Origin of the sequence: Devosia ginsengisoli, assembly GCF_024707105.1 — a bacterium.
GTDB lineage: Bacteria > Pseudomonadota > Alphaproteobacteria > Rhizobiales > Devosiaceae > Devosia > Devosia ginsengisoli_A.
Genome location: NZ_JANQAJ010000005.1, coordinates 20,706 through 32,521, shown reverse-complemented (window position 1 = coordinate 32,521; position 11,816 = coordinate 20,706). Strand labels below are relative to the sequence as shown.

General features: G+C 64.1%; 11 protein-coding genes and 1 pseudogene. 4 read left to right on the top strand and 8 right to left on the bottom strand.

Annotated elements, in window-relative coordinates:
- Positions 1 to 72 precede the first annotated feature (72 nt).
- Positions 73 to 867 carry a hypothetical protein gene (locus tag NVV79_RS01590; RefSeq protein ID WP_303985576.1) on the bottom strand — a complete coding sequence of 265 codons (795 nt, stop codon included), beginning with the start codon at positions 865 to 867 and terminating at the stop codon, positions 73 to 75.
- A 393-nt stretch (positions 868 to 1,260) separates the two neighbouring features.
- Between NVV79_RS01590 and NVV79_RS01585 the strand changes: the two genes are divergently transcribed.
- Together NVV79_RS01585 and NVV79_RS01580 are read left to right on the top strand one after the other, a co-directional pair.
- Entirely contained in the window at positions 1,261 to 1,623 is a 363-nt protein-coding gene (locus tag NVV79_RS01585) for a hypothetical protein (protein WP_303985575.1), read from the top strand.
- Complete coding sequence (locus NVV79_RS01580; protein ID WP_303985573.1) at positions 1,613 to 1,924, top strand: hypothetical protein; 312 nt, start codon at positions 1,613 to 1,615, stop codon at positions 1,922 to 1,924. The genes NVV79_RS01585 and NVV79_RS01580 overlap by 11 nt, the downstream gene beginning before the upstream one ends.
- A 472-nt stretch (positions 1,925 to 2,396) precedes the next feature.
- Here the strand turns inward: NVV79_RS01580 and NVV79_RS01575 are convergent.
- Positions 2,397 to 2,537: pseudogene (locus NVV79_RS01575) on the bottom strand (M20/M25/M40 family metallo-hydrolase); the annotation flags it as partial.
- 570 nt (positions 2,538 to 3,107) lie between these two features.
- Here NVV79_RS01575 and NVV79_RS01570 point away from each other — a divergent pair.
- Both NVV79_RS01570 and NVV79_RS01565 read left to right on the top strand, forming a co-directional pair.
- Entirely contained in the window at positions 3,108 to 4,352 is a 1,245-nt protein-coding gene (locus tag NVV79_RS01570) for an epoxide hydrolase family protein (protein WP_303985571.1), read from the top strand.
- Positions 4,353 to 4,774: 422 nt separating this feature from the next.
- Positions 4,775 to 7,015, top strand: coding sequence for a DUF927 domain-containing protein (locus NVV79_RS01565; protein ID WP_303985569.1), 2,241 nt, complete (start codon positions 4,775 to 4,777; stop codon positions 7,013 to 7,015).
- Between the two features lie 362 nt (positions 7,016 to 7,377).
- Here NVV79_RS01565 and NVV79_RS01560 read toward each other — a convergent pair whose 3' ends face one another.
- The 6 genes from NVV79_RS01560 to NVV79_RS01535 all read right to left on the bottom strand — a co-directional run bounded on the left by NVV79_RS01560 (position 7,378) and on the right by NVV79_RS01535 (position 11,771).
- Positions 7,378 to 7,668 (bottom strand): DUF6634 family protein, encoded by a 291-nt coding sequence (locus tag NVV79_RS01560; protein ID WP_303985568.1) that lies wholly within the window; start codon positions 7,666 to 7,668, stop codon positions 7,378 to 7,380.
- A complete protein-coding gene (locus NVV79_RS01555) occupies positions 7,665 to 8,270 on the bottom strand; it encodes a hypothetical protein (protein ID WP_303985567.1) in 606 nt (201 codons plus the stop codon). Before NVV79_RS01555 ends, NVV79_RS01560 begins: the two co-directional genes overlap by 4 nt.
- Positions 8,254 to 8,517, bottom strand: coding sequence for a hypothetical protein (locus NVV79_RS01550; RefSeq protein WP_303985565.1), 264 nt, complete (start codon positions 8,515 to 8,517; stop codon positions 8,254 to 8,256). The genes NVV79_RS01555 and NVV79_RS01550 overlap by 17 nt, the downstream gene beginning before the upstream one ends.
- Complete coding sequence (locus NVV79_RS01545) at positions 8,517 to 10,355, bottom strand: AAA family ATPase (RefSeq protein WP_303985563.1); 1,839 nt, start codon at positions 10,353 to 10,355, stop codon at positions 8,517 to 8,519. Before NVV79_RS01545 ends, NVV79_RS01550 begins: the two co-directional genes overlap by 1 nt.
- A 200-nt stretch (positions 10,356 to 10,555) precedes the next feature.
- Positions 10,556 to 10,870 carry a DUF4357 domain-containing protein gene (locus tag NVV79_RS01540; RefSeq protein WP_303985561.1) on the bottom strand — a complete coding sequence of 105 codons (315 nt, stop codon included), beginning with the start codon at positions 10,868 to 10,870 and terminating at the stop codon, positions 10,556 to 10,558.
- A gap of 10 nt (positions 10,871 to 10,880) precedes the next feature.
- On the bottom strand, positions 10,881 to 11,771 hold the full coding sequence (locus NVV79_RS01535; RefSeq protein ID WP_303985560.1) for a hypothetical protein: 891 nt from the start codon (positions 11,769 to 11,771) through the stop codon (positions 10,881 to 10,883).
- Between the last annotated feature and the right edge of the window lie 45 nt (positions 11,772 to 11,816).

Genomic DNA, 11,816 nt, shown 5'->3' with positions numbered 1-11,816 from the left:
CTCTCCTCATTTGGGGTCTATATCGATAGGACGCGCCACAACGGCGAACGCTTGGCCGGAGCGACAAAAAATCTAGAAATGTCGAAGCAGGGCCATGCAGCTGGTTTCCCCCAGACCCAGCGTCTCGAATTCGGGCAGGTTGGCGCGCACGCGAAAAGCCTCGGCAGGCGGATTCGCATCGTTTCCGGCAATGATAGCGGCGCGTCGGTCAAGGAGTTCAGCTCGTTCGCGCATGTCGGCCAGCGCCTGCAGCCAGATCCCCGCGTCCGGGGCCAGCGCGGCATCGATCCGTGCCAGCTCGCTTTCAGCCATCACCCAGTCCCGGGCCATGGCGCGCAGTGCCGGCACGGCGGCGGGATCGAAGGCCTCATCCTGAAACGCGGCGAGCACGGCCTGCACTCCCAATTCGCGCCAGGCCTCGAAACCATTGCCCAGCCGCCGGTCGACAATGGCGGCGCAGATGGGCGCAACCGCGGCGATGAATTCGGCTTGTTCGGGCGGATTGCCGGGAGAGGACAGCGCATGCTGGCAGTCCCGATCACGAAAACCCAACCGGTCCAGCGCCGCCAGATAGGTATCATTGTCGGGAACATCGACGCCCAGATCGTGGATGTTCGGCCATTGCCAATGCTCCAGATCGCCGAGAAAGCCGATGCGTACAAGGCGCTCCGCCATCTCCGCCTCGGCGTAGTCGAGATAAAGCCCGAGAGCTTCCGCCTCCTCGTCGCTGGCAGGCGCCAATGCCTCGAGGCCGTCAACCAGCGCGCCGATGTCTCGATTGACGGCTGCGAGGAGCGTGATCAGCCTTTGCGCCGTTGCGGGATCGGGCGGTTGCCGTTCGCTCATCTGCCGGGCCAGGATCGCCACCGCCTCTTCCTGCGCCGTCCTGAAGAGGAATGGATCACGGGCGTCGATGGAGGCGCGGCACAGGCGATTGGCCTCTGCGGCAAAACCCGGTTCCACTGCGAGGGCTGCGGGCGAGAAAAGCAGCAAAGATGCGGTGGTGGCAGCGACAAAGACGGGCGAAATATTGGAAGGCATCGGCGGCTCCATGGGTCTTGTCCTTGTCAGACGCGTCAGCCGGAGCAAAGTTTGGTGGCGCCATCCATTTTTCCACCCGGCCGTCACCAGCCAAAAGTTTAGTCGTAGCCGCAGGTTGCCATGATTGGACGCTGCGCAGCCCTCAATTTTGGCTGTCATTACCAAGAAATTTCCAGGCGGGACCGTCTCATGATCAAATCCTTTCGATGTGAGGCCCCCATGTTCGGCAAAATCGTCTTCTCCCTGACCTTGCTTCTCGGCCTTGCGGGTGCCGCCCGGGCCGAACTGCTACCGCTGCCCGAGCCTGGCGAAAACCTTTGGGGTCTCGGGGCCACCGGGATAATGTGCTATCAGGAGCCGTGCCCGCGCTATGGGGTCTTTCGGATCTACCAGGACGGCCGGTTCGAGCTGCCGCTCTCGCGCCGCAATCAATCCCAGCCGCCGCCGTTGCGCGCCGATGAACGAGATCGGGCGCGCATCGAACGGGCGTTCGAAACGGGTGGATGCGTGATGGCGGAAGGCCATTTCGAGGGCAGGACGCTGGTGGTGCGGCGTGTCTGGGGCGATTGCCATGATCTTTAGGCCCACTACCGGGAAGATCCTGGTCGCGGTCGTGCTGGTGGCCGGGCTCGCCGCTTGCACGCTCTGGGTGATCGCGAGTCCCTGCGGCAGGATCGGCAACGATGGCTGCGAGGTTGCCCTCCACTTGCGCAATATCGTGGTGACCGGCGACACAATGGTGGTCGATGGCGACGACCACCTCTGGGTCGCCGGCGTCCACTACCGGGATGGCCGACAGAACCGGCTGAACGCGGCAATGGTGGTGGTTCGCCTCGATCCCGAGACCGGGAAGGAATTGAACCGATTGGGTTTGGGCTATTAAGGCCTGCCGGATCAATTGCGGCTCTCCCCCATCGGCGAAGGCTTCGCGATCAGTTGTAACGCGGTCTATGTCTAGACCTGCCGCGTGGCGACCGCCCGCGCAAAACCGAGGCCGCCCAGTTCGACAAGGGCCGGCAAGCTCTCTTGGGCCACCGGGATCGCTCAAAACATCGCGCCACCCAGTGAGGGCCGCGTCTCCGAATTTAAATATTCTGCCTCGGGGCGGATTCTTTTCGCCCATATGGCTCATCTGGTCGAGACCGGTGAGGTCATTCTCACCCGGCAGCAAATGCTGGAAAGCCCCAGCGGAGTTTTGGCGGCCGCGGACGGCGAAGCCCATGGCGGCCCGGCGCCGCAACCCTGACCAGCCTCGCCGCGCCGGATCAGCTCAGCATCGCTATCAGGGGGTCAATATTGGACGCCGATATGGAGTGCGCCCCTGAGGGTGGACAAATCGGCTTGAGGAATTGACTAGGCCCGGGGCGGGTTTCGAAATCTCCGACCGGCAGGCCGGGCATATTGTGAAGACCGTAGATTTCATCAAATGGAAACCGCTCCATCAGCCCGTCATCCAGCATGGCGAGCGCACCCTTGCTCCCTTCTTCGGCAGGCTGCTCACGGCAGGTTTCGGCAGTCGTTAAAGTCCTCCTGAACGGCGGCAACTGAATCGATGGGAGACCGACGGTTCTGAGCACCGAGATAGCGGCGGCGTAGGGGTGGGAAGCGGACTGTCGGCTTCCAGTCGAAATGCTCCGGATGGTGCCGCAGGGACTCACCCATGCCACGCACTCCGAAAGCCTCGCTGACCATCTACAGCCTTCGTCGCGAGATTTCTTGGATGCCCGATCGAAGTTGAGCGTCCAACTCTGCTCTCAATCCTCCAAATCTGACCTTCTGCGGATTGAGGCGATCGCGTCAGCCTCCAGATCGTGGTTAAGATGCTGCAGACATGATGGCATGGTCTCTTATCGCCCTCAGGGCACGGAAGCTCTCATGCAAGGTGCTGCGCTTCGAATTGGCCACGCCGCGGCAGGACCGCGGCACCCCCATCGAGGGCATGCTGGTGGCCCGGAGCCCGAATAAGGGCGCCCGGCGTAGCGGCCGCAGACTGCTGACATGGGCTGACATGATGGTGACGCATGGTCTTTTGAAAGGCGGCGCTGGTGCCGCTAGGAGAGGAGCCAATGACCAATATCAATCGCCGCACCTTTACCAGTTCTGCCATTGCCGTCCTCGCCACGGCCGGCCTTGGCTCGGGTTCCGCCATGGCGCAATCGAGCCTCACCAAACCCCAGCCGACGGGCATCGCCATTCCCGAACAGGAACTGGCTGACCTCAAGGCGCGGCTGCGCTCGGCCCGCTGGCCGGTCGAGGTCGATCCTGGCCAGTGGACCCGCGGCGTGCCGGAGGACTATATGCGCCGCGTCGTCGATTACTGGGCCAACAGCTTCGACTGGCGCGCCATCGAAGCCCAGCTCAACCAGTATGAGCAGGTCAATTTCGAGCATGAGGGCCAGGTGCTGCATGCCTTCCACGTACGCTCCGCCCGGCCGGACGCAATTCCGTTGGTGCTGATCCATGGTTGGCCCAGTTCGGCGGTGGAATATCTCAAGGTCATCGAGCCGCTGACCAATCCCGCCGAGGGGCAGGCATTCCACCTGGTCATCCCCAGCCAGCCCGGCTTCGGTCTGTCGCCGGCCCCCAGCCAGGCCGGCTGGACCTCGGTCAAGACCGCCCAGGCGATTGCCGGGCTGATGAGCGACCTGGGCTACGAGCGCTATGCCATCCATGGCAGCGACATGGGTGCGGACGTGGCCGGGCAACTGGACCAGGTCAGCGCCGGCAAGGCGATTGGGGTGCATATGGCGACCGATACCGACACCATCGTTGCGGTGGCCTCCTTCATGGGCGCCGATCTTTCCGCCAACACCGTCCTCAACGACGACCAGAAGGCCCGTGTCGGGGCCAAGTTTGGCGCATTGCCCGACAGCATGGGCTATATCGGCATCCAATCGACCCGCCCCAAGACGCTGGGTTATGCGCTGCACGACTCTCCGATCGGCCAGCTAGCCTGGATCGTCGAGAAATTCGATGCCTGGACCAATCCGGGCAAGGCGTTGCCGGAAGATGCGGTCGATCTCGATCAACTGCTGACCAATGTCACGCTCTATTGGTTCGGCGGTGGCGGCGCGGCCTCGGCCAATGCGGTCTATGAGAGCATGAAGGCCATGGGCTGGGCGCCGCCGACCGACACGCCGCAGGGCGCTTCGGCCTTCAACGCCGACGATCTGGCCCGGCCACTCTTTGACCCCGAAGCCAGATTGTCGTTTTGGCGAGAGCATGCCGAGGGCGGTCATTTCCCAGCTATGGAAGAGCCCGAGCTCCTGGCCAGCGATATCAGGGACTTCTTCACCAGCCTCGCTGGCTGACGGCTAGGGCTAGGCAAAGCGGGGCGGGGCTTGGCAAAACCAGGCTCCGCCTTGCTGTGAGCCCGCCATGAACGTTATCCGCTACGACTTCCGCTCCGACACCGTCACCCGTCCCTCCAGGGCTTTGGCTGCATACTCGGCGAAGTTGGATGTTGGATACTAGGCGCCGGGCAAATGTCCGCTTACACGGCTCTCGCAACGGCGGCCAGTACGGCTGATATGGGGTCGGATTCTGACAGATTCACCCATTCGACCCAGCGTCAGGTTTCTGTAATTCGGCGCCTAAATCCAGACAGGCAGGAGACGGCCCCATTTCGGACCATCGAGGTCCTCCACCTGAGGCGTTTGTTGCTTTGGGCTAACCGACCATAATTGCAATAGCGGTGTTTGTGCCTTGCCAGGGATAGCCTCACCCTGGCGGTATGATTGCCCACGACATCCAAGAGCTGACCCTCGAGCCGCCGGACGCTAACATCGCGTCGGATGCCGCCTTGGCATGGGCGCGCTGCCCCGGCGCGGACCCGTCACATGCCTATCTTGCGCGGTATCGACTGCCGCGGCTACTGCTCCGGCAGATCGGACATTATCTTGTCGCGCCGATTTCCGATCTTTCCGAAACCATCGTCGGCCTGCGCCTTGTCGACCCTTCCGGTGCCAGTGATGCCTGGCCTAAAAGGGAAGCGTGCGCGCCGGTTATCTTCGGCAGCCTGCACGGCCCGACCGAGGCCATTATCGTTCGAGGCAGGCTCGCGGATGCCATGGCTATTCATGTGGCATCGGGGATCTGCGTTCTGCATGTTCCGCCCGAAGCGGACGCACAGGACCTTCGTCGCCGGGTGCTGGCGACGCATCCTAGGATGAAGGTGCTGATTGCCGAGCAATCCGCTGCCGCGTCCGGTCCGATGGGAAGCGCCGGCCACAGGGTGGAAGAGATTATCGTCCCACCCCCTTATTTCGGCTGGGCGGAGCTCCATGCCATTCATGGCCCAGATGCCGTCTGCTCCTGGATTGATGACCCAATGGTCGTTTTTCACGACGTCGCAATGCCGAGAAGCCTTGTCGTGCGCCATTCCGGTGCCTGGCTGACGTCGCCTGAAGAGCTCGGACCGATCCGGGTCAGCGGTCCGGTCGTTGCCGTCGCGCTTGCCCATGATGAGCGGCAGGTCGGCTGGCGCCGGCTATTGTGGTTCCGGGACCGTGATGGACGCGAGCGGCATCTGACCGTAGCCGAGGAGCATATGCTCCTGTCTCCGCGCAAGGTGGTGGCGCGCCTCGTCGACGCCGGCCTCGAGCTGGCTCGCCCGGACTTGGCATCGGCGCTGATGGCCGAACTCGCCCGAACGCAGGTTGAGCGCAGGTTCATCATCGTGGATCGCGGCGGCTGGCATGGCGGCCACTATGTGGGATCGCGTGGCACCATGGGACCCGATAAAGGTGCTCTGCCTGTCCAGGAAGGAGTTTTCAGGCCTGCGATGCGTATGCCGCCGCAAGCGCTGGAGACCTGGGGACAGGACATTGCCGCTTTCGCCGAAGGCAATAGCAGACTGACGATTGCCCTTGGCACGGCCCTGGGTGGCCTGGCCATTGGCCTGCTACAGGGCCAGGCCAGTTTTGGCGTTCATCTGCGCGGTCCTTCGAGCATCGGCAAGTCGACGGGCCTTCGAGTGGCTGGGTCTATCTATGGCCCTCCGCGTAAGGAAATCCGCTCCTGGAGCTCCACCGAAGCGGGCCTCGAAGCGGTTGCCGCGCGCCACCATAATCGTATCCTCATCCTCGATGAGCTCGCGCAGATCGCGCCGGAAGCTGCCGTGCAGGCGGGATATCTGCTGGGGAACGGTGCTGGGCGCGAACGATCGGGGAGCACCGGCCGGGGCCTGCCCACACAGACCTGGCAGCTGACCTTTTTATCCTCAGGGGAGATCGGCCTCGAAGAAAAGATCGCCGAGCGCGCGAGCGCGCCGGTCATGCGGGAGGGACAGGCTGTACGGCTGATCGATCTCAACGCCGATGCCGGCAAGGGGCATGGATTGTTCGACACAATACATGGCCATGCCAGCGGTGCGGACCTGTCTGACCATCTCAACCGCGCCGCGGAGGCCTCGCAGGGCGAAGTCGAGCAAGCCTTTGTTGCGGCTCTCGCCGAGGACGCCGATCGATCCCGGGCTTTGCTGGCCACCTATCGTGAACGCTTCATCGCGGACCATCTCCCCGATGACGCGGATGGCATCACCCGCCGGGTCTTTTCCAATCTGGGATTGCTTGCCGCCGCCTGCGAGCTGGCCAGCAGGTTTGGGGTGCTGCCTTGGCCGGAAGGCAGCGGCATGGCGGGCGTGGCCGCCTGCGCATGGGACTGGCACAAGGCGCGCGTCCAGCACCGGCCGGCCTCTCCTGCCGAAGCGGCGCGGGCCTGGATGGAGCAGAATGCCGGCATGCTGGCGCCCTGGGAAGCCGGAGAGGCGCCAGGCCCCGTGCTGGGCTATATCCGCTCCGGGCCGCAGGCCGCCTATCTGCTGCCGGAGGGATGGCGCGCCCTGTGTGGCGAAATCCCGGCCCTCCGCATGAAAGACGAGCTGATCCGCATGGGGATGTTGCGGCATGCGCCGGCGCGTCTGCCCGGCGCAGCGCTGCGGAAGTTCTACATCATCACCCTGGACCCGAGGTAACAGCGGTAACCTGGTAACCCGCCCACGCCACGGCCACGGCAGTTGTTACCTCTTTTACCGTGTTACCGCGGGTCCAGGTTCCATACCATCATTCGCTTGCTGTATTCCTTGTCGCTTTCGCCGGGACGACGGGTACGAGCGAGGCGGCGGTGATCGTGTTTCTGCCGAGCCTCGAACAGTGCCGGCCCGAACAGCCCACCAAGGGTTCGATAGCGCGCCAGGACCGCCCGAAGGGTATCCCGGTTTCGTCGATGAAGGTCTCGATGATCTCGACCGTCTCACCGGGATAGCGCTCGGCCAGGCGTCCTCGGGCCTTGGCCAGGTGGCCGCATCAGCCCAGGTCATTGGCCTGCCTCATTGTCTCACTCCCCGAGCCTGGGACCGAGCCGATAGTAGCGGCTGACGGTTCTGGCCCATCCCGCCTGTTCATCAGCCGCGAGGATTGCCGAGGTGGTGATGCAGCCATCCGGTAAGAGGGGATGGCCGCTGACGAAGCCGACTAGACGCACCAGCCCGGCGGCGAGAGGTTGGACGGCCCATCCGCTCAGGAGCGGCGCATTGGCCAGTTCGGCTTCGCCAGGCACGAACCCGGCCTTGATGCGCTCCGCTTCACGGAGGAGGGCAGCGACGGTTTCCTTGGGCAGGATGCTCATGACAGCCTCCGACGCCTGTGGTCGGGGCAAGTGGTGCTCCGCCAGCCATTCGCGCTCTGTTCCGAACCAGGCGCGCCGCAGGCTTCGCAGACATGTCCCGACAGGTGCTCGGCCGCGGAGATGATCGCGTCACCGAGGTCAGGCAGGTCGCCATGCCAGTAGAATCGCAAAGTGCCGTATTTTTCCTTGATCTGGTCCGGCGCCCACTGCCGGTCCGAGGCGATCTCGTCGAGCCAGGTAAAGGCGGCGTCCAGCAGATCGGTCCACCCTGGCAGACACTCGAAGCCGACCGTCGCTCGCTTGTGCTTCTGGTGCAGGGCCTGCAGGTCCGCCTCGACCGGCGGCATGGCCAGCGGCGTGAGCGGCGCCGCCCGCTGCCAGCGCAGGCGCTGCATGCGGACCACCAGTTCGATAATTGTTTCGCGGCGGAACGGCGGCCTGCGGTGATAGGTGGTGCCACCAATCGCCCTGTTCGGCCTGCCCGGCGCGATGTGTACGGCCAGCATTTCGGGTGAAGAACCGGCGACGGTCAGCTTCGCCAGTTCAGAATCGCCATCGAGCGTGGCTTCAATCAAGGTCCGGGTTTCAGTCGCGATGGTCATGATCGGCCTCGTAGAGAACGTCTTCAATGGCGGCGAGCGCGATCTCGACAAGCGCGGCTTCGATCAGCGTCAGCCAGGAACGGCCCAGGCCGATGGCCAACGCCGCGCGAATATTGGCAATGGTGGGGCGCTCGTCACAGGCAACGAGCGCCTCGCGCTCGGGCCCCTGCGGCAGGGTGCGGATGCATAGGGTGATCGCATAGTCCCAGGCGTGAGCCGCAATGCGAACCTGATCGATTTTCGGCATCAGATCCTCCCTGGCGTGAGAGCGCGATCTTCGATGTCATCGTCCGCCTGGCCAGGACTTTCGGCGTGGCTGGCATCGAGGATTTCTGCCAGCCTGTCGCCGGTAATGACGCGCTCGACCAGCAGGACCTCGACCAACCGGAAGACGTCGTCCTGGCGTCGACTGACGATTTTGACGGCACGGTCGAGGAGCCGATCGAGTTCAGCGGCGATCGCCGTCCATAGCGAGACACCATTGTTCCACTGACGTGGATCACTCGTCGTCGCATTGGTCAGGGGTCCATAAAGCCCGAGATCGAGCATGGCGCTACGCAGCGCGGTATTGGCGATCTCGAGGTCGGCCTCCGCACCGCTGTCGGCACCATTGCCCAGCACGGTGTCGGCAGCCCTGCCGGCCAGCACCATGGTCACCAGGTTTTCGACGTCGCCCCGGGTCAGCAACCCATCCGTGAGTTTCGGCTTGACCCAACCGCCCATGTCGCCGAGGCGAAGGATAGAAACTTCCACAATCGGCAGGTTTAGCGCATGGGCTACCACGGCATGACCGGCCTCATGAATGGCGATGCCGCGATCGGTCTCCGGCGACCGATTATCGGGCGGCGCGACCAGCGCCATGAGGTCACGCAGCGCCAGCGGCCGGTCCTCGACACTGGCCTTGGCAATGGCCGATTGGCACCAGCTCTCAATCTGCGCCGGTGTGGCCTCGACGGCCAGCCGGGCCAATGCTGCGATGCCACCGGTGTCGATCCGCTCGCCCAGGCAGGCCGCGAACATGCGCCGGCGATCATCAAGGGCCGGGAGCAGGACAGACACTTTGCGCTCCAATCGCCCGGGGCGGATGAGCGCGCTATCCAATTTGCTGTAATGGTTGGTGGCACCGATCAACATGATCGGCTTGTCGAGTTTCCGCAGCCGGTCGACCTCCGTCAGCAGGAAGGTCACGACAGGTGCCCACCAGGACGCATCATCAGCATCCATATTCGCCCGGTTGGGGATGGCATCGATCTCGTCGAGCAAACCGACCACCGGTTCCTCCGACAGGGCGATGTCGTCGAAGAACTTTCGGGCCGCGCGGATGACGTCTCCCAAATGCCCGCCGGACTCGGCGAACCAGGTTCCCACGGACGTCGAAACGAAGCGCCAGCCGGCCGAGCAGGCCAGCGCGCCGGCGACGGTGGTCTTGCCGGTCCCGGGCGGCCCTTCAAGGCAGCTGAAGCGCAGGGCCGACGCATCAACCTTGCCATCGGCTGCATGGCGCATGAGCGCCAGCGTTTCGAAGGCCCAGACCGAGACAGCTTCGGTCATTGCCAGCTGTTCAAGGGGGATTGCCGCCATGCCTTCTTCCGGCATGCTGCGGGCATGTGAAATGCGGCGCAAGTTGATGACGCAATCCCGCGACGACAGGCCGGGCCGGATGGCGACGGTCAGGTCGCGGATGGAGAGGCCCTCCACATCGGCAGGCAGGAGATTGCGAACGGTGCGTCCGGTCAGCATGCGAATGGTCTTGCGGATCACCGCCAGGTTCGGGCTCTGCACCGTGATGATCCCATCGGCGCCCGCGAGCGCCTCCGGCACCAGCATCTGCTCGGGATCATGCGAAATCAGAATGACGCTTCGGCCTTTCTCGAGCAGGTCGAGTTCGGTACGTCCCTGCGCCTCGTATCGGCCGCCGGTTTTCTGCCGCTCGGTGTAGGCCGCGACCATGATCGTCCGGTCCTGGCCAGAAAGATGGCGTTCGAGCAGCCCGGCCGCGATCTCCTCGGCGGTCCTGATCACGATGAGGCGGGGCCGGGACTTGAGCAGGCGCTTGAGGCGCGGCGTGAGTGCATCCTCAAGCATGCACTGGGCCAGGGCGTCGCTGGTCTGCTCGGCCAGCGGCGGAGGCGTGTTGTCCTCGATATGAGCTTCGTCGTCAGTATCGGGATCGACTGACGGGGTGCGCAGAGAAGAAATGGACATGTGGTTTCTCCAGGCGGCGGCCAGGGCCGCGCCACGCGTGAGAATGAAAACAGGCGATGAGACGAAGGAGGGAGACCGCCCTAGCGTGCCGGTGCGGCGAGGTCGGTGTCGATCGGCTGCCAGCCGCCACGCCCCTGCCCCTTGCTACCGACCACGAAATGCATGGCGGCAGAGGCCGACGAAAACACCATGTCGCGCGTCAGTACATAGCTGAACCCGTCATGGGCCAGTTCCAGAATCCCCGCATTGCGCCAGGCGGACCGCAGATAACTCACCGAGGCATTGGCGCTGGCGACGCAATCGAGCCGGATATCGGAGCCGCGCAACAATACCCATTTATCATCGGCGCGGCGACAGGCGAGGGCCATGTGGCCCTTGCCGAAAGCGAGCTCCATCACCTCGCCTTCAGGAACCTCGTCGAACGCCCGCACCGGGGCCAGCCGGCCTTCTTCCGCGCAGGGCCCGGCCAGCACGATGCGGGGGGCTGAGATTGACGAAAAGATGGCCTTCACGGGCGAGGGCGTGACAGGCCGTGGCTGCCAAAAGATTGAGCTCTTCATAGCGCTCCGGCGAAATCTGGGCCCCATCCGGCGTGCCATTCACCAGTGCGACTTCCCGCGCCGCCGAAACGCGGCAATGGATGATACGCTCGAGCACCAGTGCATCGGTCTCGCTCAACCCGTCATGGGCATCGGTGATGGTGATGACAGCATCGACATCGGCGATCGGCTGCGAGCCCGTGGCAACACGGCGGCCCACCTCGGAGCCCATGCCGACATAGGCCTGCGCGCCGGAGAGCAGGATATAGACACCGGGACGGTGCAAGGCCTCGGCGCGGCCCATTGCGCGGCGCGCACGGCCCGGGCTGACGATGACGCTCGGCTGCATGCTGGTGACACAGAGGGACACGGCATTGTCGGGCAGGCCGCCAGCAGTCGGCAGAACGCCACCCGGCGCTGAAGGCGTCGGGTCATCGTCGGGGTCGGCCGGCGCCACGCGGGTAAGCAGAGTGTGCTGGTCCAGCACGCCCGAGCGGATATCGGCCTTGATGATACCCGCGGTGATCAGGACCTGGATCGCACCTGCCGGATCATCATGGCCCTCCAGCGCGACCATGACGTCGCCGACGCTGGCCGCGCCGGTGTCGTCAATTGTGGCCAGGATCAGGACCTGATCAGTCGGGCGGACCAGGTCGTGCTGCACCAGTCCCGATGCGATCGCGATCGGGCTAGAGATGGCGGAAGAAAAATGGGGTTTGTTCGACGCCGCAGCGCCGCTAGAAGAATAATAGGTCATGTATGCCTCTGCTCGTACAGGGGTTATGTGGCTCAGGCTGACGGA

Bases quoted from the DNA above. Each gene is read 5' to 3' on its own strand.
- NVV79_RS01585 (WP_303985575.1), top strand. From the start codon at position 1,261: ATGTTCGGCAAAATCGTCTTCTCCCTGACCTTGCTTCTCGGCCTTGCG.
- NVV79_RS01580 (WP_303985573.1), top strand. From the start codon at position 1,613: ATGATCTTTAGGCCCACTACCGGGAAGATCCTGGTCGCGGTCGTGCTG.
- NVV79_RS01570 (WP_303985571.1), top strand. From the start codon at position 3,108: ATGACCAATATCAATCGCCGCACCTTTACCAGTTCTGCCATTGCCGTC.
- NVV79_RS01565 (WP_303985569.1), top strand. From the start codon at position 4,775: ATGATTGCCCACGACATCCAAGAGCTGACCCTCGAGCCGCCGGACGCT.
- NVV79_RS01560 (WP_303985568.1), bottom strand. From the start codon at position 7,668: ATGAGCATCCTGCCCAAGGAAACCGTCGCTGCCCTCCTCCGTGAAGCG.
- NVV79_RS01555 (WP_303985567.1), bottom strand. From the start codon at position 8,270: ATGACCATCGCGACTGAAACCCGGACCTTGATTGAAGCCACGCTCGAT.
- NVV79_RS01550 (WP_303985565.1), bottom strand. From the start codon at position 8,517: ATGCCGAAAATCGATCAGGTTCGCATTGCGGCTCACGCCTGGGACTAT.
- NVV79_RS01545 (WP_303985563.1), bottom strand. From the start codon at position 10,355: ATGCTTGAGGATGCACTCACGCCGCGCCTCAAGCGCCTGCTCAAGTCC.
- NVV79_RS01540 (WP_303985561.1), bottom strand. From the start codon at position 10,870: ATGGAGCTCGCTTTCGGCAAGGGCCACATGGCCCTCGCCTGTCGCCGC.
- NVV79_RS01535 (WP_303985560.1), bottom strand. From the start codon at position 11,771: ATGACCTATTATTCTTCTAGCGGCGCTGCGGCGTCGAACAAACCCCAT.